The 23,168-nt window shown below is 57.9% G+C and carries 20 protein-coding genes; 3 read left to right on the top strand and 17 right to left on the bottom strand.

Annotated features, from left to right (window positions below; translation table 11 throughout):
• Positions 1–31: 31 nt before the first annotated feature.
• Positions 32–1,075 (bottom strand): GMP reductase, encoded by a 1,044-nt coding sequence (locus tag DR88_RS22035; RefSeq protein WP_004145938.1) that lies wholly within the window; start codon positions 1,073–1,075, stop codon positions 32–34.
• A 343-nt stretch (positions 1,076–1,418) separates the two neighbouring features.
• Between DR88_RS22035 and coaE the strand changes: the two genes are divergently transcribed.
• The 3 genes from coaE to yacG are packed head-to-tail and all read left to right on the top strand — an operon-like array spanning position 1,419 to position 2,986.
• On the top strand, positions 1,419–2,039 hold the full coding sequence (coaE, locus tag DR88_RS22040) for a dephospho-CoA kinase (RefSeq protein ID WP_002888649.1): 621 nt from the start codon (positions 1,419–1,421) through the stop codon (positions 2,037–2,039).
• Positions 2,039–2,782, top strand: coding sequence for a cell division protein ZapD (gene zapD, locus DR88_RS22045; protein ID WP_004178596.1), 744 nt, complete (start codon positions 2,039–2,041; stop codon positions 2,780–2,782). The genes coaE and zapD overlap by 1 nt, the downstream gene beginning before the upstream one ends.
• 9 nt (positions 2,783–2,791) lie before the next feature.
• Positions 2,792–2,986, top strand: coding sequence for a DNA gyrase inhibitor YacG (gene yacG, locus DR88_RS22050; protein ID WP_002888644.1), 195 nt, complete (start codon positions 2,792–2,794; stop codon positions 2,984–2,986).
• Between the two features lie 52 nt (positions 2,987–3,038).
• On the opposite strand, the gene mutT is transcribed toward yacG, so the two are convergent.
• From mutT to ftsI, 16 genes are all read right to left on the bottom strand, one after another.
• On the bottom strand, positions 3,039–3,431 hold the full coding sequence (mutT, locus tag DR88_RS22055) for an 8-oxo-dGTP diphosphatase MutT (protein ID WP_002888641.1): 393 nt from the start codon (positions 3,429–3,431) through the stop codon (positions 3,039–3,041).
• A gap of 58 nt (positions 3,432–3,489) precedes the next feature.
• Positions 3,490–6,195, bottom strand: coding sequence for a preprotein translocase subunit SecA (secA, locus tag DR88_RS22060; protein ID WP_002888638.1), 2,706 nt, complete (start codon positions 6,193–6,195; stop codon positions 3,490–3,492).
• A gap of 62 nt (positions 6,196–6,257) precedes the next feature.
• The gene (gene secM, locus DR88_RS22065; RefSeq protein WP_002888635.1) at positions 6,258–6,755 is read right to left on the bottom strand and encodes a secA translation cis-regulator SecM; all 498 of its coding nucleotides are present in this window, start codon (positions 6,753–6,755) and stop codon (positions 6,258–6,260) included.
• A 322-nt stretch (positions 6,756–7,077) separates the two neighbouring features.
• Complete coding sequence (gene lpxC, locus DR88_RS22070; RefSeq protein WP_025860643.1) at positions 7,078–7,995, bottom strand: UDP-3-O-acyl-N-acetylglucosamine deacetylase; 918 nt, start codon at positions 7,993–7,995, stop codon at positions 7,078–7,080.
• Between the two features lie 100 nt (positions 7,996–8,095).
• Positions 8,096–9,247 (bottom strand): cell division protein FtsZ, encoded by a 1,152-nt coding sequence (gene ftsZ, locus DR88_RS22075; RefSeq protein WP_002888628.1) that lies wholly within the window; start codon positions 9,245–9,247, stop codon positions 8,096–8,098.
• Positions 9,248–9,309: 62 nt separating this feature from the next.
• Positions 9,310–10,572: a cell division protein FtsA gene (gene ftsA / locus DR88_RS22080; RefSeq protein WP_002888625.1), complete on the bottom strand. Its 1,263-nt coding sequence runs from the start codon at positions 10,570–10,572 to the stop codon at positions 9,310–9,312.
• Positions 10,569–11,399 (bottom strand): cell division protein FtsQ, encoded by an 831-nt coding sequence (ftsQ, locus tag DR88_RS22085; protein WP_002888624.1) that lies wholly within the window; start codon positions 11,397–11,399, stop codon positions 10,569–10,571. Before ftsQ ends, ftsA begins: the two co-directional genes overlap by 4 nt.
• A gap of 1 nt (position 11,400) precedes the next feature.
• Entirely contained in the window at positions 11,401–12,321 is a 921-nt protein-coding gene (locus DR88_RS22090; protein WP_002888623.1) for a D-alanine--D-alanine ligase, read from the bottom strand.
• Positions 12,314–13,789 (bottom strand): UDP-N-acetylmuramate--L-alanine ligase, encoded by a 1,476-nt coding sequence (gene murC / locus DR88_RS22095; RefSeq protein ID WP_004145947.1) that lies wholly within the window; start codon positions 13,787–13,789, stop codon positions 12,314–12,316. The genes DR88_RS22090 and murC overlap by 8 nt, the downstream gene beginning before the upstream one ends.
• Before the next feature lie 47 nt (positions 13,790–13,836).
• A complete protein-coding gene (murG, locus tag DR88_RS22100) occupies positions 13,837–14,907 on the bottom strand; it encodes an undecaprenyldiphospho-muramoylpentapeptide beta-N-acetylglucosaminyltransferase (protein WP_002888566.1) in 1,071 nt (356 codons plus the stop codon).
• Positions 14,904–16,178, bottom strand: a complete 1,275-nt coding sequence (gene ftsW / locus DR88_RS22105) for a cell division protein FtsW (protein ID WP_002888565.1) — start codon at positions 16,176–16,178, stop codon at positions 14,904–14,906. Before ftsW ends, murG begins: the two co-directional genes overlap by 4 nt.
• Entirely contained in the window at positions 16,178–17,494 is a 1,317-nt protein-coding gene (gene murD, locus DR88_RS22110; protein WP_004147075.1) for a UDP-N-acetylmuramoyl-L-alanine--D-glutamate ligase, read from the bottom strand. The genes ftsW and murD overlap by 1 nt, the downstream gene beginning before the upstream one ends.
• Positions 17,495–17,496: 2 nt before the next feature.
• Positions 17,497–18,579: a phospho-N-acetylmuramoyl-pentapeptide-transferase gene (mraY, locus tag DR88_RS22115; protein ID WP_002888562.1), complete on the bottom strand. Its 1,083-nt coding sequence runs from the start codon at positions 18,577–18,579 to the stop codon at positions 17,497–17,499.
• Positions 18,573–19,931 carry a UDP-N-acetylmuramoyl-tripeptide--D-alanyl-D-alanine ligase gene (murF, locus tag DR88_RS22120; RefSeq protein WP_004147073.1) on the bottom strand — a complete coding sequence of 453 codons (1,359 nt, stop codon included), beginning with the start codon at positions 19,929–19,931 and terminating at the stop codon, positions 18,573–18,575. Before murF ends, mraY begins: the two co-directional genes overlap by 7 nt.
• Complete coding sequence (murE, locus tag DR88_RS22125; protein WP_004147071.1) at positions 19,928–21,415, bottom strand: UDP-N-acetylmuramoyl-L-alanyl-D-glutamate--2,6-diaminopimelate ligase; 1,488 nt, start codon at positions 21,413–21,415, stop codon at positions 19,928–19,930. Before murE ends, murF begins: the two co-directional genes overlap by 4 nt.
• The gene (ftsI, locus tag DR88_RS22130; RefSeq protein ID WP_002888559.1) at positions 21,402–23,168 is read right to left on the bottom strand and encodes a peptidoglycan DD-transpeptidase PBP3; all 1,767 of its coding nucleotides are present in this window, start codon (positions 23,166–23,168) and stop codon (positions 21,402–21,404) included. The genes murE and ftsI overlap by 14 nt, the downstream gene beginning before the upstream one ends.

The following is a 23,168-nucleotide window of genomic DNA, read 5'->3' as shown; positions in this document are numbered from 1 at the left end:
ACTGGCGCCACGCAGGCGCCAGTGCAGCCGATTACAGGCTATTGAATACCCGGTTCTCTTGTTCCTGAACGCGGATAAAGGTCGTACGCTTGGTCAGCTCTTTCAGACGCGAGGCGCCAACGTAGGTGCAGGCAGAACGCAGGCCGCCGAGAATATCACGTGCGGTATTCTCCACTGGTCCACGCAAAGGCAGCTTAACGGTTTTGCCTTCCGCCGCGCGGTATTTCGCGACACCGCCCACATGGCGGGTCATCGCCGACTCGGAGCTCATGCCGTAGAACAGCATGAATTTCTCTCCGTTTTCTTCAACGATGGTTCCGCCGCTCTCTTCATGGCCCGCCAGCATGCCGCCAAGCATCACGAAATCAGCGCCGCCGCCGAAGGCTTTCGCCACATCGCCCGGCATGGTGCAACCGCCGTCGCTGATGATCTGGCCGCCAAGGCCGTGCGCCGCATCGGCACACTCAATCACGGCGGAGAGCTGCGGATAGCCGACCCCGGTCTTAACGCGGGTGGTGCAGACGGATCCCGGGCCGATGCCAACTTTGACGATATCGGCGCCGGAGAGGATCAGCTCTTCGCACATTTCACCGGTGACCACGTTCCCGGCGATGATAGTTTTTTGCGGCCAGGCTTCGCGCGCCTTCGCCACGAACTGTACAAAGTGCTCGGAGTAGCCGTTGGCGACGTCGATACACACAAAATTCAGCTGTGGGTTCTGAGAGAGGATCTGCTGGGTTTTTTCGAAATCCGCATCGGACGTGCCGGTGGAAACCATCACATGCTTGAGTACGTCTGCGGATGCGCCCTGGGTAAACGCCAGCCATTCTTCAGCGGTGTAGTGCTTATGTACCGCGGTCAGAATACCAAAAGTGGCCAGCGCTTTAGCCATGCTGAAGGTGCCGACGGTATCCATGTTAGCCGCAATAATCGGCACGCCGGACCAGGTCAGGCCTGAATGTTTAAAGGTGAATTCACGTTCCAGCTCAACATCAGAACGGCTTTTGAGGGTAGAGCGTTTCGGGCGGATAAGAACGTCTTTGAAACCAAGCTTCAGATCTTCTTCAATACGCATGTGCGAATTCCTGGGGTTAATGGCATGAATGTGAGAGCACAACTCCAGTGACGTTATCATACGCGCGAATCAGGCCCGCGCAAGACTGCGATTTTCACTTTTTTTACGCTACAATCGTATAAATTTACCTGGTGAATGGAGAAAAAGGCGCCTATGCCTTCCCCTGCCGGAGTATTGTTTTTAACCATTTGATTTGCTTGATTAAAACAAACAGTATAGCGGACGGCGATCCCGGTTGGCGCGGGGTCCTCACGACATGCTCACTGTCGCCTCCCCGGCGCGCTGCCAGTCATCGCTGTCTGCCTGCAAAAAATACGAGCAATCCGTTTCAGGGTCAGAAGATATGGGGTACACAGTCGCGTTAACAGGCGGGATCGGCAGCGGTAAAAGTACGGTCGCCGACGCCTTCGCGCAGCTTGGGGTTAAGGTTATCGATGCCGATGTTATCGCCCGTCAGGTGGTCGAGCCCGGTACCCCGGCGCTCCAGGCCATTGTCGGCCACTTTGGACCACAGATGATTGCCCCCGACGGCACGCTGAACCGCCGCCTGCTGCGGGAAAAAATTTTTGCTCACGTGGAGGAAAAAGCCTGGCTCAATGCGCTGTTGCACCCGCTGATTCAGCAGGAAACGCGCCGCCAGATGCAGGCCGCCACCTCCCCTTATCTCCTCTGGGTCGTACCTTTGCTGGTCGAAAACCGCCTGTCCGGCCAGGCCGATCGCGTACTGGTCGTCGATGTGCCGAAAGAGACGCAAATCGAACGCACCATGCTGCGCGATAAGGTCAGCCGCGAACATGCTGAACATATTCTTGCCGCCCAGGCCACGCGCCAGCAGCGCCTGGCCGTCGCGGACGATGTTATTGAAAACACTGGCACGCCGGATGCAGTGGCATCGGATGTTGCCCGCCTGCACGAAAAGTATTTAACGCTGGCATCGCAGGCCGCCTCACAGGAAAACTCGTAATGCATACCCCCGTTCTGTTTGAACATCCTCTTAATGAGAAAATGCGCACCTGGCTGCGCATCGAATTTCTGATCCAGCAGATGGCTTTCCGTCCGCAGATTGCCAGCCATGCCGATGCGCTCCATTTTTTCCGTAACGCCGGCGATCTGCTGGATGTCCTGGAGCGCGGCGAGGTGCGCACTGACCTGGTTAAAGAGCTGGAACGCCAGCAGCGTAAGCTCCAGTCATGGGCAGAAGTGCCGGGCGTCGATCAGGAGCGCATTAACGAGCTGCGCCACCAGTTGAAGCAGTCCTCCAGCACCCTGATGGCCGCGCCGCGCATTGGTCAGTTTCTGCGTGAAGATCGCCTGATTGCGCTGGTGCGTCAGCGCCTGAGTATTCCTGGCGGCTGCTGCAGCTTCGATTTACCGACCCTGCATATCTGGCTCCATATGCCACAGGCGCATCGCGATGAGCAGGTGGCCAGCTGGCTTGCCAGCCTCGATCCGCTGGTCCAGTCCCTGAGCCTGATCCTCGATCTTATCCGCAACTCCGCGCTGTTCCGCAAACAGACCAGCCTCAACGGCTTTTATCAGGATAATGGCGAAGATGCCGATCTGCTGCGCCTGCGTCTCGATCTGGCTCACCAGCTTTATCCGCAAATTTCCGGCCATAAGAGCCGTTTCGCCATCCGTTTCCTGGCGCTGGACAGTGAATATGGGATCGTGCCGGAGCGCTTTGATTTTGAACTGGCCTGCTGTTAAGGAGATAACATGTCAGAAGAGACTATCGTCAACTGCCCGACCTGCGGCAAAACTGTGGTGTGGGGCGAGCAGAGTCCGTTTCGTCCGTTCTGTAGCAAGCGCTGCCAACTGATCGATCTGGGAGAATGGGCTGCGGAAGAGAAGCGCATCCCCAGCGCGGGGGATCTCTCCGATAGCGATGACTGGAGCGAGCAGCAACCCTGATTTGATGGCAAGCTAACCCGGCGCCTGGCGGGTTAGCCTCGCGACCCGGGGCTCAGCCCTGGGCGATAAGTTTGCTGATAACCGGTTCATTCGCCGGAGGAAACGCCGCCGGATCCAACGTTGGTCCCGCCATCCACCGACCCGGCTGCCCTTCTTTACCCCACGGCTCGCCTTGCCAACTTTCCACGAGGAAAAACCACAGCGTAATATGGCGATCGGGGAACTGATACTCCAGCTTATCAAAGAGCGAAGAGGCGGTGACCGTAATCCCAACCTCCTCCTGCAGTTCGCGGATTAGCGCCTGCTCAGGCGTCTCATCAGATTCAATTTTCCCGCCCGGGAACTCCAGCTTATTCGCCATATGGGCATCGGCGGCGCGCTGGGTAATAAAGATTTCGCCTTGCGGATTGCGAATTATCCCGACGGCGATTTGCAGTTTTTTCATTGAATGCGCTCCATAAAAAAGGCGCAGAACTCTGCGCCTTTGTTTGTTTTATCAGACCTTAGCTCAGACGGCCGTGGCACTGTTTGTACTTTTTGCCGGAGCCGCACGGGCACGGATCGTTACGGCCCACTTTACGTTCGCCGGTTTGCGCCGCCAGATCCTGGGCTGCGGCTTCATCATCGCTCTGATGGCTGAGCTGCTGCATCTGCGCCAGGCGCTCGGCCTCTTCACGACGCTGCTGTTCCATCGCCTCGACTTCTTCCGGCATCCGCACCTGGACTTTGCTCAGGGTGCTGATCACTTCATACTTCAGTGACTCCAGCATCGCGGCAAACATTGAGAACGATTCGCGCTTGTACTCCTGCTTCGGATCTTTCTGCGCATAGCCGCGCAGGTGGATACCCTGGCGCAGGTAATCCATCGCCGCCAGGTGCTCTTTCCACAGCGAATCCAGAGTCTGCAGCATCACGCCTTTCTCGAAGTGGCGCATCATCTCGGCGCCGACCACTTCTTCTTTACGCTGGTAGGTTTCTACCGCGCTCTGCAGAATACGTTCGCGCAGGGTCTCTTCATGCAGCTCCGGCTCTTTATCCAGCCACTCTTTGATTGGCAGGTCGAGGTCGAAGTCGTTTTTCAGACGCTCCTGCAGACCTTCGATATCCCACATCTCCTCCAGCGACTGCGGCGGAATATGGGCATCGATCGTCGCCTTAAAGACGTCTTCGCGGATGCTGTTGATGGTTTCGCTGACGTCAGACACGTCCAGCAGCTCGTTACGCTGGGTGTAGATCGCCCGGCGCTGGTCGTTGGCCACATCATCATATTCCAGCAGCTGCTTACGGATATCGAAGTTACGGCTTTCCACTTTACGCTGGGCGTTGGCGATCGCCTTGGTGACCCACGGGTGCTCAATCGCCTCACCCGGTTTCATTCCCAGTTTACGCATCATGCCAGACACGCGATCGGAGGCGAAGATACGCATCAGGGCATCTTCCATTGACAGGTAGAAGCGGGAAGAACCGGCATCCCCCTGACGACCAGCACGGCCGCGCAGCTGGTTATCGATACGGCGAGATTCATGACGCTCGGTACCGATGATGTGCAGACCGCCTGCGGCCAGTACCGCATCGTGGCGTACCTGCCAGTCGGCTTTGATTTTCTCAATCTGCTCTGGCGTTGGGTTTTCCAGCGCAGCGACTTCCGCCTGCCAGCTACCGCCGAGCATAATATCGGTACCACGACCCGCCATGTTGGTGGCGATGGTCACCGCGGAAGGGTAGCCCGCCTGGGCGACGATATCCGCCTCGCTGGCGTGGAATTTGGCGTTCAGGACGTTGTGCTTGATGCCGGCTTTAGTCAGTTCACGGGAAACCACTTCAGATTTTTCGATCGAGATAGTCCCCACCAGCACCGGCTGACCGGCAGCGGTACGAGTTTTGATATCTTCGATAATTGCCTGAATTTTTTCCGCTTCGGTCATATAGACCAGATCCGCCATGTCTTTACGGATCATCGGACGGTTGGTCGGTACAACCACGGTATCCAGCTTATAGATAGAGCTGAATTCAAAGGCTTCGGTATCGGCTGTACCGGTCATCCCCGCCAGCTTCTCGTACAGACGGAAGTAGTTCTGGAAGGTGATAGAGGCCAGAGTCTGGTTCTCGTTTTGGATCTCCACGCCCTCTTTGGCCTCAACGGCCTGGTGCAGACCATCGGACCAGCGGCGGCCCTGCATCGTACGGCCAGTGTGCTCATCGACGATGATAACTTCGCCATCTTTGACAATGTAGTCAACGTCGCGGGTGAACAGCGCATGGGCGCGCAGCGCGGCGGTAACGTGGTGCATCAGCATAATGTTGGTTGGAGAGTACAGGGACTCACCTTCATCCATAATGCCTTCCTGTACCAGCAGCTCTTCAATCAGCACCAGACCACGTTCGGTCAGGTTAACCTGACGCGCTTTTTCATCCACCGAGAAGTGGCCTTCGCCAGTGAAAGTATCCGAATCCTCTTTTTCCTGGCGGATCAGATGCGGGATGATTTTGTTTACCTTGCGGTACATTTCAGAGCTGTCTTCCGCCGGGCCGGAAATGATCAGCGGCGTACGCGCCTCATCGATCAGGATGGAGTCCACCTCATCCACCAGCGCATAGTGCAGTTTACGCTGAACGCGCTCTTCCGGGCTGAAGGCCATGTTGTCGCGCAGGTAGTCGAAGCCGTATTCGTTGTTGGTGCCATAGGTGATATCGGCAGCGTAAGCTTCACGCTTCGCCGGCGCCGGCAGGCCGGACATGTTGATGCCAACTGTCATGCCCAGGAATTCAAACAGCGGGCGGTTATTTTCGGCGTCACGCTGGGCCAGATAGTCGTTGACGGTCACTACGTGAACGCCTTTGCCGGTTAGCGCGTTGAGGTACGCCGGCAGGGTCGCGGTCAGGGTTTTACCTTCACCGGTACGCATCTCGGCGATGCAGCGATCGTTAAGCACCATACCACCCAGCAGCTGGACGTCGAAGTGGCGCATGCCGAATACGCGCTTACTGGCTTCGCGAACGACGGCGAAAGCTTCAGGGATCAGGCTTTCCAGCGTTTCGCCTTTTTCCAGGCGCGCGCGGAATTCAGCGGTTTTCGCTTTCAGCTCGTCATCAGAGAGTTTTTCCATCGCCGGTTCCATGCCGTTGATGATATTGACGACTTTGCGCATACGACGCAGCGTACGGTCGTTACGGCTGCCGAAAACCTTGGTTAACATTTTGATAAGCATAATAAAATCTCAAACGCCCCGCGGTGCGGAGTCACAAAAAATAGGATGGTCCGTGGTTATTTTCAGCTGAGACGTTGAGGCCCTGCGCGGATCCCCGCCACCTGGCTTATCCAGGCGCTGACGCGGAAGGCAGAATATGAAGAAGGGATGTAACCCGCCTGGCGGATCACCACCGGCGGCGTGCTGTCCTGCGTCAGCAGCGCGCTGAGGGTGTCGAGCAGCGCCAGATGCTGAGCCTGCAGCGGGGAAGTTTCTTCCGCGACCGGCAGCGCCTGCGGCGCCATGGCGAAGGAGAGATGACGAATAACGGTGCGAATAGCGTGCTGATGCCAGTAGTCGACGGTAAAGCTGGGCCGGCGATTCGTCTCCAGAAGCGCCAGCTGAGAGAAATTAACCTTGCTCGGATTGTGATTGCTGGCGGTCGCCTTCGCTGGCGCCGCGGTCTCGTGACCGTTGCTTAGCGCAGGCAGGCCGAGGCTGGCCGCGACCATCCCCAACAGGAGATGCGGCCAAAAATACCGTCTGCCAAACTGTCGCCAGCGCGTCAGTAATCCACTCACGTTCATTACCTTTCTTTGCTAGACCCGTCGTCGTTCAGGCTGTCTCTTTATTGATGTTTTTCGCAGGACAACCTGATGTCCACGGGGTAAAGCAACCCTGAGAAATAATTTTGCGCTCAAATACTAACATTAATACCGGCCTGAGGCAGCATGAATGAAGGCGATTGCCCGGCGAAAACGCTTAATAAAGCAGCGAACGCACGCTAATTATTATCCAGGGATCGCAGCGAAAATAACTGGAGGGTGCTATAAAAGAAAAACGACTGGCTCCCTGGTCGGAGAGAGTACCAGGTTACCAGTCGAATTTACTGAATGGTCAGGCTTACGCCAGAACCATCGACGGTGCGCGGAACGCCATTGGCAGTTTTGCGTCGTCTTCGAAGGTCACATACTCCCAGGCTTCCTGTTTTGCCAGAACCGCCTGCAGCAGTTTGTTGTTCAACGCGTGACCCGATTTGTACGCCGTGAATGCGCCGATAATGTTGTGACCACACATAAACAGGTCACCGATCGCATCCAGCATTTTGTGGCGAACAAATTCGTCTTCAAAGCGCAGACCGTCTTCGTTCAGTACGCGATAATCGTCAACAACGATGGCACAATCGAAGCTGCCGCCCAGGCACAGGCCGCGGGACTGCAGATATTCGATATCGCGCATAAAACCGAAGGTACGCGCACGGCTAATCTGACGCATGAACGCATCGACCGAGAAGTTCAGCGTATAGCGCTGGGTGCTGGCATCAATCGCTGGATGGTTAAAATCGATGGTGAAGTCCAGCGAAAAACCATTGTACGGTTTGAATTCAGCCCATTTGTCGCCATCTTCGACGCGAACCGTCTCTTTGATACGTACAAATTTCTTGGCGCAGTTCAGTTCATCAATGCCGGCATCCAGCAACAGATAAACGAACGGAGCCGCACTGCCGTCCATAATCGGGATTTCCGGCGCATCGACTTCAACAATAATGTTGTCGATACCCAGGCCAGCCAATGCGGCGTTCAGGTGTTCAACCGTAGAAATCCGCACGTCATGCTCATTAACCAGGCAAGTACAGAGCATGGTATCACGCACAGATTTGGCATCAGCCGGAAAATCTACCGGTGGATTCAAGTCGGTGCGACGATAGATGACCCCGGTATTTGCCGGCGCAGGGCGTAACGTCAGAGTGACTTTCTTGCCGGTATGCAAACCGACGCCAGTCGCCTGAACGATACGTTTAAGAGTCCTTTGTTTGATCATCGTATAATCTCGCCAATTTACCTATCCAACCGAAGTGTACACCACTATCGGGAGGCCAGTTTAGCACAAAGAGCGCAGATGCCCAACTTCCAGTCGATTCTTAATCGGCTTGCTTACGCAGGAAGGCTGGGATATCCAGATAATCCGGCTCTTTCGCGGTTTGCGGCGTATTGTCGTTCACCACTTTGGCTGCCGGCTTCTGCTCTTGCGTCAGCGGCGACATACCATGCTGCTGGTAACGATCCATCACCGGCTGCTGAACCTGCTTGTTGGTTACCAGGGTGATTTCCGGACGCTTATCCATGCCAATACCGGTCGCCACTACGGTCACGCGCAGCTCGTCGTTCATATCCGGGTCCAGAGAGGTACCGATAACCACGGTCGCATTATCCGAGGCAAAAGCACGGATGGTGTTACCCACAGTTTCGAACTCGTCCAGACGCAGGTCGAAGCCCGCAGTAATGTTGACCAGCACGCCGCGCGCGCCTGACAGGTCGATATCTTCCAGCAGCGGAGAAGAGATAGCCATTTCAGCCGCTTCTTCCGCACGGTCTTCACCGCTCGCCACACCGGAGCCCATCATCGCGTAGCCCATTTCAGACATCACGGTACGGACGTCCGCGAAGTCGACGTTCATCAGACCCGGACGGGTGATCAGTTCGGCGATACCCTGCACCGCGCCTTTCAGGACGTCGTTTGCCGCGCCGAATGCGTCGAGCAGGGAAATTCCACGACCCAGGACCTTCAGCAGCTTGTCGTTCGGGATGGTGATCAGTGAGTCAACGTGCTTGGACAGCTCGGTGATCCCCTGCTCAGCGAACGCCATGCGCTTCTTACCTTCAAAATTAAACGGCTTAGTGACCACCGCAACGGTGAGGATCCCCAGATCCTTCGCCACTTCCGCGACTACGGGCGCCGCGCCGGTACCGGTACCGCCGCCCATGCCTGCCGCGATGAACACCATGTCTGCGCCATCAAGGGCTGCGCGCAGCGCTTCACGGTCTTCATCAGCCGCGTTACGGCCGACTTCCGGGTTCGCGCCCGCGCCCAGACCTTTGGTAATACCGCTACCGATCTGGATAGTCTGGCCAACCGCCGTCTTACGCAGCGCCTGCGCATCGGTGTTTACCGCGAAGAATTCAACACCCTCAATGCGCTCGCGCACCATGTGTTCAACGGCGTTACCGCCGCCGCCACCGACGCCGATGACTTTAATCACCGCGTCGTTGGTCAGTTCCATAGGTTCAAACATAGTTTCTCTCCGTCTTGTGCCTGTCGCCTGAGAACGCTAATTGTCTGCGTTCTCTTAAAAAATTAAAACTCTTTTCGCAGCCAGCTGTTGAGTCGCTTAATCCACGAGCCCACTGAGGCCGTCACGCGTTTTTCTACTTCCGCTTCACCACTGAGATGTGACTCTTTTCCGTAGTGCAGCAGCCCCACCGCCGTTGAATAATACGGCTCCTGGGCATAGTCGGTTAAACCGGTGATGTTCAGCGGCGCGCCAATGCGCACCTGAGTATGGAACACGCGCTGCGCACAGGCCGCCAGACCTTCAATTTGCGCCGCGCCGCCGGTTAACACAATCCCTGCCGCCAGATGATGTTTAACACCCTGCTGGCGGAGCTGTTCCTGCAGCTGCAGGATCTCTTCATTGACCAGGTTAAGCAGCTCGGTATAGCGCGGTTCAATCACCTCTGCCAACGTCTGACGCTGCAGGCTACGCGGAGGACGTCCACCGACGCTCGGTACTTCGACGTTTTCGTCTTTACCGACGATGGAACCCAATGCGCATCCGTGACGAACCTTAATCGCTTCGGCATCGCTCGGCGGCGTACCGAAGGCATAGGCGATATCGCTGGTCACCACGTTGCCGGCATACGGGATCACTTTGGTGTGACGCAATGCGCCGCCGGTGTAGACGGCGATATCCATTGTACCACCGCCGATATCCACAACGCAGACGCCCAGCTCACGTTCGTCTTCTGTTAATACCGAATAACTGGCCGCTAACCCGGCGAAAATAAGTTGGTCAACTTTCAGACCACAACGTTCCACTGCTTTAACAATGTTTTTTGCCATATCGTTATGGCAGGTGATCAGATGCACCTTCGCCTGCATACGCACGCCGGACAGCCCTACCGGGTTTTTAATCCCTTCCTGGTAGTCGATAGCATATTCCTGCGGAATCACGTGCAGGACACGATGTTCATCGCGAACGCGAACCGACTTCGCGGTGTGGACCACGTTCTCGACGTCGTCCTGCGTCACTTCTTCTTCCGAAATCGGTACCATCCCGATTTCATTCTGACAGCTTATATGTTTACCCGAAAGTGCCAAATAAACTGATGAAATCTGGCAATCGGCCATCAGTTCAGCCTGGTCGATGGCGCGCTGTACGCATTTCACCACCGACTCGAGGTCGTTCACACCGCCTTTATCCATACCACGCGATGGGCAACTGCCCACGCCGATGATATTGATCATGCCGTCGGGCAGAACTTCCCCTACTAAAGCGGCCACCTTGGCGGTGCCAATCTCCAGTCCAACTACCAGTTTTCTGTCCGTCGCCTTGATCATTGTTGTTCTGCCTGTGCCTGATTCTGTTGTTGATTAGTTTCCTCTGCGGGAGCAGGTACCCAGCCCACTGCCGCACCCGAGTCATAACGCAAATCAACGTAGCTAATCCGTTTGCCGTCGGTCTGCGCCTGCTGCTGAAGAACCGGGTAGAGTTCCATAAAGCGCTGAAGCCGTTTCATGGTATCGCCACGGCCAAGGTTGAGCTTGATGTCATTATTAAGCGTCAACTGCCAGGAGCGACGGGCGGTCATCGCCGCCACTTTCAACGTGAATTTATCCTTTGCCAGCACCTGCCCCATGTCACGATACCCCTGCAGCACTTCGTTCTCGCTGCCTTCGGGACCGTATAACATCGGTAAATTCTGTTTGCTGGTGCGATCCGCCGGCACGCTGAAGGCATTTCCTTCTGCATCCACCATATGTTGATCATTCCAGCGCGCAATCGGCACATATTCAACCAGATGAATCTTCAATTCATCGGGCCACTGCTTTCGGACGCTCGCCTGCTTAATCCACGGCAGACGTTCAATCTGGCTCTGGATGATGTTCACATCCTGAGTCATAAAGGTACCCGGCGAACCCAGCGCCAGGATCGCCTGACGGATGTCATCATTGCGCGTATAGTGACGCTCGCCGGTCACCACCATCTTCGACAGCGGTAAGCGCTGCGCATCTTCCATCCAGCCAAGAACCATCCACCCGCTGACCAGCACGGTAAACAGCACCGCCAGCAGGAAAACGATCCCTGCCAGCCGCGTTCCATTACTCCGACGCGAAGAAGAAGCCTCTTCTTCATGGTTCCGCGTATTCAGCGCAGCCTGCGACATATCACCCCGCCAGGTCCAGAATTCGTACAACAAGCTGGGAGAAGCTCATTCCTGCCTGACGCGCCGCCATTGGCACAAGGCTATGGCTGGTCATGCCCGGGGAAGTATTCGCTTCCAGCAGATAAAACTGGCCATCGCTGTCCAGCATCACGTCAATACGGCCCCAGCCTTTGCAACCCAGAACATTCCAGGCTTTAAGCACCAGGTTCTGAATAGCTGACTCACGCGCGGGATCTTCAAATCCTGGGCAGAAATATTGCGTCTCATCAGAGAGATACTTCGCCTCATAATCATAGAAGGTTCCCGCGGCCTGGATACGTATTGACGGTAAAATTTCTTCACCGACTATGGCGACGGTAAATTCCGGTCCACTGAGCCATTTTTCGACCAAAACTTCATCATCATGCTGAAAAGCCAACGCCAATGCACTTGCTAAATCACAACTTTCGCTGACTTTCGACATCCCGACGCTGGAGCCTTCACGGCTCGGCTTGATGATGACCGGCAGACCCAGCGCCGCAATTTGCTGTTCGACGTCAGTAGACAGCCCGGCGGCAAACTGGGCGCGGGTCAGCGCCACCCACGGCGCGACCGGTAATCCGGCGCCCTGCCACAGCCACTTGCTGCGCAGTTTATCCATTGAAATCGCCGAAGCCATCACGCCGCTGCCGGTATAAGGCAGCTGGATTAACTCCAGCAGCCCCTGCAGAGTGCCATCTTCCCCGCCGCGGCCGTGGAGGGCAATAAACGCTTTCTTAAAGCCCTGCTTTTTTAGCTGGGTAATATCAACATCGCGCGGGTCGACCGGATGGGCGTCCACCCCGCCTTCACGCAGCCCGGCCAGCACCGCCGCGCCTGAATTCAGCGACACTTCACGTTCAGCGGAGGTTCCACCGAAAAGCACCGCGATTTTATCAGCCATGGCGCTCCTCCTCCGTTTTTTGCGGGATCAGTTTGATTTCAGCCAGGTGGCGGGCGATTTTACCGATGTTACCGGCGCCCTGCACCAGTACTAAATCGTTGCCGGTCAGGACTGACGCCAGCATCTCCGCGGCCTGGGCCGAATCGGGCACCAGGATCGGATCCACTTTCCCGCGACCTCGAATGGTGCGGCACAGCGAGCGGCTGTCGGCGCCCGGGATCGGCGCTTCGCCCGCCGGATATACGTCCAGCATCAGCAGGGCATCCACCTGGGTCAGCACGTTGGCAAAATCATCATACAGATCGCGGGTACGGGTATAACGGTGCGGCTGGAATACCATCACCAGGTTTTTATCCGGCCAGCCGGCGCGCGCTGCTTTAATGGTGGCGTCCACTTCCGTCGGGTGGTGACCGTAATCATCGATCAGCATCGCGCTGCCCGGTTTGCCGTTGACTTCGGCCAGCGGAAACTCGCCAAGAAAATCAAAGCGGCGTCCTGTTCCCTGGAAGCTCTCCAGTGCGCGCAGAATAGCCCGATCGTCAATCCCCTCTTCCGTCGCCACGGCGACGGCCGCCGCCGCGTTCAGCGCGTTATGGCGTCCCGGGGCATTGAGCGTCACCTGCAGGATCGCTTTATCCTGGCGTACCAGGCGGAAATGCCCCTGCGCCCCAACCTGACGATAGTCCTCGACGCGCACGTCGGCGTCGTCGCTAAAACCATAGGTGGTGATCTGCCGGCCAACGCGCGGCAGCAATTCCCGGATCACCGGATCGTCCACGCACATCACCGCGCGTCCGTAGAACGGCAGGTTGTGCAGGAAGTTGATAAAGGTCTGCTTCAGATTCTCAAAGTCGCCATGGTAGGTATCCATGTGATCGGCTTCGATGTTGGTGACAATGGCCACCATCGGCTGCAGATGCAGAAACGACGCGTCGCTCTCATCCGCTTCCGCGATCAGGTAACGGCTATGGCCAAGACGGGCATGTACGCCCGCCGCTTTTACCAGTCCGCCGTTGACGAAGGTCGGGTCCAGCCCGGCCTCGGCGTAAATGCTGGATACCATCGCGGTGGTGGTGGTTTTGCCGTGGGTCCCGGCAATGGCGATCCCGTGGCGAAAGCGCATAAGTTCCGCCAGCATTTCGGCACGACGGATCACCGGGATACGCGCCTCATGCGCGGCAACGATTTCCGGGTTATCTGCCGAAATCGCGCTGGAAACGACAACCACGCTGGCATCACGCACGTTTTCCGGGCGATGGTTGAAATAAATGGTGGCGCCAAGCTGCGACAGCTGCTGGGTCACCGGATTCGGCGCCAGGTCGGAGCCGCTGATCTGGTAACCTTCGTTAGCCAACACTTCGGCAATACCGCCCATACCGGCACCGCCGATGCCGACAAAGTGAATGTGCCGAACGCGACGCATCTCGGGCACTATGGAACGCAGTTTTGCCAAATCTTGTGTATTCATTCTTTACGCCATCAACTTCTGTATTCGGGCGGTGAAAATCACCGCAATTAGCGCGCCAAAGCTACGGCGCTGACCTCTTCTGCTACCCGCTCGGTAGCGTCCGGAATCGAAGCGCCACGCGCTCGTTCCGCCATATCCAGCAAGGTTTCCCGATCCCAGCTCGCCAGGGTAGAGGCAACCGCCTCTACCGTGAACTCAGGCTGTTCAAGAATTTTCGCCGCGCCGGCTTTCTCCAGCGGCAGCGCATTCCAGTACTGCTGACGATCTTTGTGCTGGAACGGGACAAACAGCGCTGGTAAACCTGCGGCCGCGATTTCGCTAACCGTCAGCGCGCCGGAACGGCAAACCACAACATCTGCCCAGGCATACGCCGCGGCCATGTCATCAATAAATTCCGTCACTTTATGCTGCGGCTGTCCGGCGGCGGCATAGGCCTGCTGCACGGTTTGCTGGCCGCCTTTGCCGCTTTGATGCCAGATGGTCACCGTAGCGCCGAGCTTCGCCGCCACCTGCGGCATCGTCTGGTTCAGGACGCGCGCGCCCTGAGAGCCACCGACCACCAGCACGCGAATCGGCCCCTGACGGCCAACCAGACGCTGACCTGGCAGCGGCAGCGCCAGTACATCGGTGCGCACCGGGTTCCCAACGACGTCCGCATGCGGGAACGCGCCGGGAAACGCCTGCATCACTTTCTTCGCAATCTTCGCCAGCCACTTGTTAGTCAGGCCGGCAATGCCGTTTTGCTCGTGGAGAACCACCGGGATCCCCAGCGACCACGCCGCCAGACCGCCAGGCCCGGAAACATAGCCGCCCATGCCCAGCACCACGTCCGGCTGGAAACGCTTCATGATCGCCCGCGCCTGACGCCAGGCGTTAAAGATACGCACCGGCGCCAGTAGCTGCGCTTTGATACCTTTGCCACGCAGGCCGGAGATGCGGATAAAATCAATTTCGATGCCGTTTTTCGGCACTAAATCCGCTTCCATACGATCGGCGGTACCCAGCCAGCGAACCTGCCAGCCCTGGTCCATTAAATGGTGCGCGACCGCCAGTCCCGGGAACACATGCCCGCCGGTACCGCCCGCCATCACCATCAACCGCTTTTCCTGACCGCTCATCGCACACCCCGTGTAAACGCCTGGGCTTTTTCCAGACGCGTTTCATAATCAATTCGCAACAACAACATAATGGCCGTCGACATAATCAACAGACTGGAACCACCATAACTGATCAGCGGCAGCGTCAGACCTTTCGTCGGCAGCATCCCCGCCGCCGCGCCGACGTTAACTAACGCCTGGAAGCTAAACCAGATACCAATCGCACAGGCGAGGAAGCCGGAAAAGCGATGATCGATCTCCAGCGCTTTACGGCCAATCGACATGGCGCGGAAAGCGACGAAGAATACCATTAAAAGCGCCAGTACCACACCGATATAACCGAGTTCTTCGCCGATAATGGCGAAGATAAAGTCAGTGTGCGCTTCCGGTAAATACTCCAGTTTTTGCACCGAGTTGCCGAGGCCCTGTCCCCACATCTCGCCGCGGCCGAAAGCCATCAGCGACTGGGTCAGCTGGTAGCCGCTGCCGAACGGGTCTTCCCACGGGTTCCAGAAGGAGGTCACGCGGCGAATACGGTATGGTTCGGCGAGGATCAGCAGGACCACCGCCGAAATACCCATGCCGATAATGGCGATGAACTGCCACAGCTTCGCGCCGGCGAGAAACAGCATCGCCAGCGTGGTGACGAACAGGACCACCACGGTACCGAGGTCAGGCTGCGCCAGCAGCAGGATGGCCAGTACGAAAATCACGCCCATCGGTTTTAAGAAGCCGCGCAGGTTGTTACGCACTTCGTCGGCTTTACGCACCAGATAGTTGGCGATGTAGCAGAACAGCGACAGCTTGGTGAACTCCGCCGGCTGAATACGCAGCGGACCAAGGGCTATCCAGCGCGATGCGCCGTTTACCGAGCTGCCTACTACCAGTACGATCAGCAGCATGACGATCGAGGCGATCAGCATCGCGGTACTGTGGCGCTGCCAGAAATCCATCGGCAGACGTAGCGTAATCATCGCCAGCGCGAAGGCCAGCACAATGTACAGGCCGTCACGCTTGGCGAAGAGGAAAGGATCGTTCGCCAGGCGCTGTCCGACCGGCATCGACGCCGAGGTCACCATAATAAAGCCGATCGCCGCCAGGCCGAAGGTCAGCCATAGCAGCATCCGGTCATACATCACCAGACTGTCGTTATCTTTCGGGCGCGAGCCCATCACCCAGCCTTTCAGCGCAGCGAATAGCCAGGCGAAAATAAACATCCCCGGCAATCGCGGCAGTCTCAGCCGAGGCAGGCTCAGCTGCGGCATTCTCAGGCGTGGGAGAGAGAAACGCATCAACCTAACTCCTTCGCCAGACGGGCAAACATCTCGCCCCGTTGTTCAAAGTTCTTAAACTGATCCAGGCTGGCGCAGGCCGGCGACAGGAGCACCATGTCCCCCGCTTTCACCAGGGGAGCAATCTGACGCATCGCCTGTTCCATAGTCTCAGTTTGTACCGCCACCTCAGGACGCAGCTCAGCGAGCTCGGCGCCATCGCGACCAAAGCAGTACAGGCGAATACGATCGCCGCCGAGGTAGCGCTTCAGCGGGGTAAAATCAGCGGACTTGCCGTCGCCGCCCAGCAGCAGATAGAGCGTGCCGTCCAGCTGCAGGCCGTTCAGCGCCGCCTCGGTGCTGCCGACGTTGGTCGCCTTCGAGTCGTTAATCCAGCGTACGCCGTTGTGTTCCAGCACCAACTGGAAACGGTGCGCCAGACCGGTAAAGGTGGTCAGCGCCTTCAGGCTGCTGGCCCGCGGCAGACCTGCGGCATCGGCCAGCGCCAGCGCCGCCAGGGCGTTGCTGTAGTTATGCTGACCGGTGAGAGGCATCTCTTTCACATTGAGGACTTTCTCACCTTTAACGCGCAGCCAGGTTTCGCCCTGCTGGCGGTTAAGGTGGTAGTCACCGACATCGACGCCAAAGCTAATGCAGCGTTCGTCCGCCCCGCGTACCGGCATGGTGAGCGCATCGTCCGCATTCACCACGCAGGTCTTCGCATTCTCGTAAATCCGCAGCTTCGCCGCGCGATACTGCTGCAGCCCCAGCGGGTAGCGGTCCATATGGTCCTCAGTCACGTTGAGGATGGTTGCCGCCACCGCCTGCAGGCTGGAGGTGGTTTCCAGCTGGAAGCTGGAGAGCTCCAGCACATACAGCTCTCGATCGGTGTCCAGCAACATCAGCGCCGGCAGGCCGATATTGCCGCCCACGCCGACGTTAACTCCAGCGGCTTTCGCCATCTCGCCCACCAGGGTAGTAACAGTGCTTTTGCCGTTAGAACCGGTAATGGCGATAATCGGCGCCTGCGCTTCGCGGCAGAACAGTTCGATATCGCCAACGATCTCTACGCCAGCGTCGGCCGCTGCGCTGAGCGAAGGATGGGCCAGCGCAATCCCCGGACTGGCGACAATCAGGTCCGCCGCCAGCAGCCAGGTATCATTGAGTCCGCCGACATGGCATTCGACCGATTCGGGTAATTTATCCAGCCCCGGAGGCGCGACGCGGGTGTCCATCACGCGCGGGGTTACGCCGCGCGCCATGAAAAAGTCCACGCATGACAGGCCGGTCATGCCCAGCCCAATTATGACGACTTTTTTACCCTGATAATCTGCCATGATTAACGTACCTTCAGCGTCGCCAGGCCAATCAGCACCAGCATCAGCGAAATAATCCAGAAGCGCACGATAACGCGCGGCTCCGGCCAGCCTTTCAGTTCATAGTGGTGGTGGATCGGCGCCATGCGGAAGATGCGCTGACCGCGCAGCTTAAAGGAGCCGACCTGCAGAATAACCGACAGCGTTTCCACCACGAAAACCCCGCCCATGATCACCAGCAGGAACTCCTGACGCAGCAGCACGGCGATAATGCCCAACGCGCCGCCGAGCGCCAGTGAACCGACGTCGCCCATAAAGACTTGCGCCGGGTAGGTGTTGAACCACAGGAAGCCCAGCCCCGCCCCGACAATCGCCGTACAGACGATCACCAGCTCGCCGGCGTGGCGCAGATACGGGATATGCAGGTAGTTGGCGAAATTCATGTTGCCGGTGGCCCATGCCACCAGCGCAAAGCCTGCCGCGACGAAAACGGTCGGCATAATCGCCAGGCCGTCGAGGCCGTCGGTCAGGTTGACGGCGTTGCCGGTACCGACGATAACGAAGTAGGCCAGCAAGATATAGAACAGCCCCAGCTGCGGCATTACGTCTTTAAAGAACGGCACCACCAGCTCGGTTGCCGGGGTATCTTTCCCCGCCAGATACAGCGCGAAGGCCACGCCCAGGGCGATCACCGACATCCAGAAATACTTCCAGCGGGCGATCAGGCCTTTGGTATCTTTGCGCACGACTTTACGGTAATCATCAACGAAACCGATGATGCCGTAGCCGATTAATACCGTCAGTACGCACCAGACGTACGGGTTAGATGGATAGGCCCACAGCAGAACGGAAACGGTGATCGCGGTAAGGATCATGATCCCGCCCATGGTCGGAGTACCGCGTTTACTGAAATGAGACTCCGGGCCGTCGTTACGTACGACCTGGCCAAAGGCGAGTTTTTGCAGACGGGCGATCATGCGCGGGCCCATCCACAACGAGATGAACAGCGCGGTCAGCAGGCTGACGATGGCGCGAAACGTCAGATATGAAAAGACGTTAAAGCCGGAATAATATTTGACCAAGTGTTCGGCCAGCCATACTAACATGTCCCAGTCTCCTGTAATGCGCGTACTACCTCTTCCATGGCGGCACTACGTGAACCCTTCACTAAAATGGTCATTATTTTGTGCTCCGCCAGCAGCTCGCGCAGGCGAGCCACCACGGCGGCTTTATCGTTAAAATGTTCGCCCACGCCGCTGGCGCGGCTGATATCCGCGCTCAAGGCGCCGACGCTGAGGACGCAATCCAGACCCGCCGCTTTCGCCGCTTCGCCGACTTCGCGATGGCAGGCCGCGCTCTCCGCGCCAAGCTCTGCCATATCGCCGACCACCATCGTGCGAAAGCCGGGCATCTCTGACAGCACCTGCACCGCCGCGGTCATCGAACCAACGTTAGCGTTATAGGAATCATCCAGCAGCAGCTGGCTCTCGGTCAGCCGGATCGGGAACAGACGTCCCGGAACGGCCTGCAGCTGCGCCAGTCCGGCTTTCACCGCCGCCAAATCGGCGCCTACCGCCATCGCCAGCGAAGTGGCGGCCAGCGCATTAGCGATGTTGTGGCGTCCCGGCAGCGGCAGCAGTACGTCAACGTTGCCGGTTGGGGTCTGCAGCGTAAATTCGGTGCCGTGGCTGGTGATCTGCACGTTGGTCGCCGTGAAATCGCTGTTCGCCGCGTTCGGCGAGAAGCGCCACACTTTGCGATCGCCAATCACCGCCTGCCAGTTCAGCCAGTCGTTATTGTCGGCATTGAGGATGGCGATGCCATTTTCCGGCAGACCGGTATAGATTTCGCCCTTCGCCTTCGCCACGCCCGCCAGCGAACCGAAACCTTCCAGGTGCGCCGCAGCAAGGTTGTTGACCAGCGCCGCTTCCGGACGCGTCAGGCTGACGGTCCAGGCGATTTCGCCCTGGTGGTTGGCGCCGAGTTCGATCACCGCGTACTGATGCTCTTTGGTCAGCCGCAGCAGCGTCATCGGGACGCCGATATCGTTGTTCAGGTTGCCGGCGGTATACAGCGTGTTGCCGCACTGGCTGAGGATCGCCGCGGTCATCTCTTTAACCGAGGTTTTACCGGACGAGCCGGTCAGGGCGACGACGCGAGTCGGCACCTGCTGACGCACCCAGGCGGCTAACTCACCGAAAGCCTGCCGGGTATCGTTCACAATCACCTGCGGGAGATCGCAGGCCAGCGGACGACTCACCAGCAGCGCGCCGGCGCCCGCCGCTTTCGCCTGTTCGGCAAAATCATGGGCGTCGAAACGCTCCCCTTTCAGCGCCACAAACAGGCAGCCCGTCGTCACTTTACGGGTATCGGTGGTCACCTCGTCGATAGCGACATCGCTACCCTGCCGTTCGCCATGGGCGATCGCGGCAAGTTGACTTAACGTAAAGCGAATCATGCTACCGCTCCCAGCAGACGCGCGACGGTCACGCGGTCGGAATAATCCAGACGGCGGTTGCCGACGATCTGGTAATCTTCATGGCCTTTACCCGCCACCAGCACCACGTCGTTCTCTTTCGCCTGCATCACGGCGTTGGTCACCGCTTCCGCGCGGCCTTCCATCACCTTCGCCTGACCTGCATCGAGCATGCCGGCCAGAATATCGTTGATAATCGCCCGCGGCTCTTCGGTGCGCGGGTTATCGTCAGTAACGACCACGATGTCGGCAAACTCTTCCGCGATAGCGCCCATCAACGGACGTTTACCTTTGTCGCGGTCGCCGCCGCAGCCGAAGACGCACCACAGCTTGCCGCTGCAGTGCAGGCGTGCCGCCTGCAGCGCTTTTTCCAGCGCGTCAGGCGTATGGGCATAATCTACCACCACGGCAGGTTTACCCGGCGCGCTGAACACTTCCATACGGCCGCACACCGGCTGTAAACGCGCTGCGCTCTTCAGCAGATCGGCCAGCGGATAGCCCAGCGCCAGCAGCGTGGCCAGCGCCAGCAGCAGGTTGCTGACGTTAAATGCGCCCATCAGGCGGCTTTCGATTTCGCCCTTGCCCCAGCTGGAGTCAAACTGGATGGTCGCCCCGCTGTCGTGATAGTTCACCGCGGTGGCCTTTAGCCAGCGGCCGTGGCAATTCGGGTTGATATGATCTTCCATCGATACCGCCACCGCGTCCGGCAGTTTTGCCAGCCAGCGACGACCGACTTCATCGTCAGCATTGACGATGGCCTGACCGCAATGATGGGTGGAGTACAGCAGCCATTTCGCCGCTTCGTAGTGCTCCATGTCGCCATGGTAGTCGAGATGATCGCGGCTGAGATTGGTAAACACCGAGGCGGCAAACTGCAGGGCCGCTACGCGGTGCTGTACCAGACCGTGGGAGGAGACTTCCATCGCGCCGAAGGTAGCCCCCTGCCCGACCAGACTGGAGAGCACATGTTGAACGTCCACCGCGGAACCGGTGGTGTTTTCAGTTGGAACGACTTTATCCAGCAGACCGTTACCGACGGTCCCCATCACCGCGCTGGTTTCACCGAGCAGCTTTGCCCACTGCGCCAGCAGCTGAGTGGTGGTGGTTTTCCCGTTGGTGCCGGTGACGCCCACCAGACGCAGCTGCTGCGACGGCTGATGATAAAAACGCCCGGCCAGCGCCGATAAGCGTTCGTTAAGCTGGCTCAGGTAGATAACCGGCACGCCGTGCATTTCACGGATCTCACCGTCTTTAGCTTCGCCCTGCGCTTCAGCAATAATGGCAGCCACACCTTGCGCTATCGCCTGCGGGATATAACGACGCCCGTCCGCCTGATGACCCTGTACCGCGATAAAGAGATCGCCGGAAGCAGCCACCCGGCTGTCCAGCGTCATCTCTCGCAGAATGCGCTCCGGTGCGTTTGGCACCCATGGAGCGAGTAGGTCGCGCAAATTACGATCTGCCACCTGTTCCCTCGCCTTGATTAATTACAAATTCACTTTTTTCGCCCGTTGCCAGCGCATCCGGCTCGATGTTCATGGTGCGCAATACGCCGCCCATGATGGCACCGAAGACCGGCGCGGAAACGGCGCCACCGTAGTATTTACCTGCCTGCGGGTCGTTGATCACCACCACCAGCGCGAAGCGCGGATGGCTGGCGGGCGCAACGCCTGCGGTGTAAGCAATATATTTGTTGATATAGCGGCCATCCGGCCCCACTTTTTTCGCCGTACCGGTTTTAATCGCGATGCGATAGCCTTTGATCGCCGCTTTCACACCGCCGCCGCCGGGCAGCGCCACGCTTTCCATCATATGAACGACGGTACGAACGAGTGATTCCGGGAAGACGCGCTCGCCCGGAACCGGAGGATCAACCTTGGTAATCGACAACGGGCGATAGATGCCATAGCTGCCAATCGTTGCGTAGACTCGCGCTAACTGTAACGGGGTTACCATTAGCCCATAGCCGAAAGAAAAGGTGGCCCTCTCTATGTCAGACCACCGTTGTTTTTGAGGATATAAGCCACTGCGTTCTCCGACCAACCCCAAATTGGTCGCCTTTCCAAGCCCAAAACGTGAGTAAGTATCTACTAACGCTGAGGACGGCATCGCTAACGCCAGCTTAGAAACACCGACGTTACTCGACTTCTGTAGCACCCCGGTCAGGGTCAATTCGCTGTAGCGCGCCACGTCTTTGATTTCGTGGCCGTTAATTCGATAAGGCACGGTATTGAGCACGGTATTTTCGTTGACGATACCGCGCTGCAGCGCCGTCATGACCACCATCGGTTTCACCGTCGAACCCGGCTCAAACACGTCGGTAATCGCACGGTTACGCATGGTGTCTTTTGCCGTACCGGCGAAGTTGTTCGGGTTATAGGATGGGCTGTTGGCCATCGCCAGCACTTCACCGGTGTTAACATCCACTAACACGGCGCTGCCCGACTCGGCTTTGTTAAAGGCCACGGCGTTGTTTAGCTCGCGATAGACCAGCGCCTGCAGGCGTTCGTCGATACTCAGCGCCAGGTTGTGCGCTGCCTGGCTATCGGTAGAAGAGATGTCTTCAATTACCCGGCCATAGCGGTCTTTACGTACGATACGCTCGCCCGGCTGACCGGTAAGCCATTTATCAAAGCTTTTCTCAACCCCTTCAATCCCCTGGCTATCGACGTTGGTAAAGCCGATGAGGTGAGCGGTTACTTCCCCGGAAGGGTAGTAACGACGGGATTCTTCGCGCAGATGAATGCCCGGCAGCTTCAGCTTCTTGATGTAATCGGCCATGTCAGGGTTAACCTGACGCGCCAGATAGATAAACCGCATCCGCGGATTGGTATTGATGCGCGTCGCCAGCTGATCCAGCGGCATATTGAGGGCATCCGCCAGCGCTTTCCAGCGCGTATCCAGGGTAACCCCGCCGGCGTCATGGAGCTCTTTCGGGTCGGCCCAGATAGCCTTCACCGGCACGCTGACCGCCAGCGGACGTCCGGAGCGATCGGTAATCATCCCGCGCGCGGTGGACACTTCCTGTACGCGCAGAGAACGCATATCGCCCTGGCGCACCAGCATATCGGGGCTGATCACCTGTAGCCAGGCGACGCGACCCAGCAGAAAAGCCAGCGCCAGCAGAATACAGCCGCACAGCAACGCAAAACGCCAACTGATAAAGTTGGCCTGTTCTTCCTGACGTTTTGCTTTAGGCGTTTTTGGCGCTGCTTTCAT

Source organism: Klebsiella pneumoniae, from assembly GCF_000742135.1.
GTDB classification, from domain to species: domain Bacteria; phylum Pseudomonadota; class Gammaproteobacteria; order Enterobacterales; family Enterobacteriaceae; genus Klebsiella; species Klebsiella pneumoniae.
This window is presented reverse-complemented; position numbering and strand designations above follow the sequence as displayed.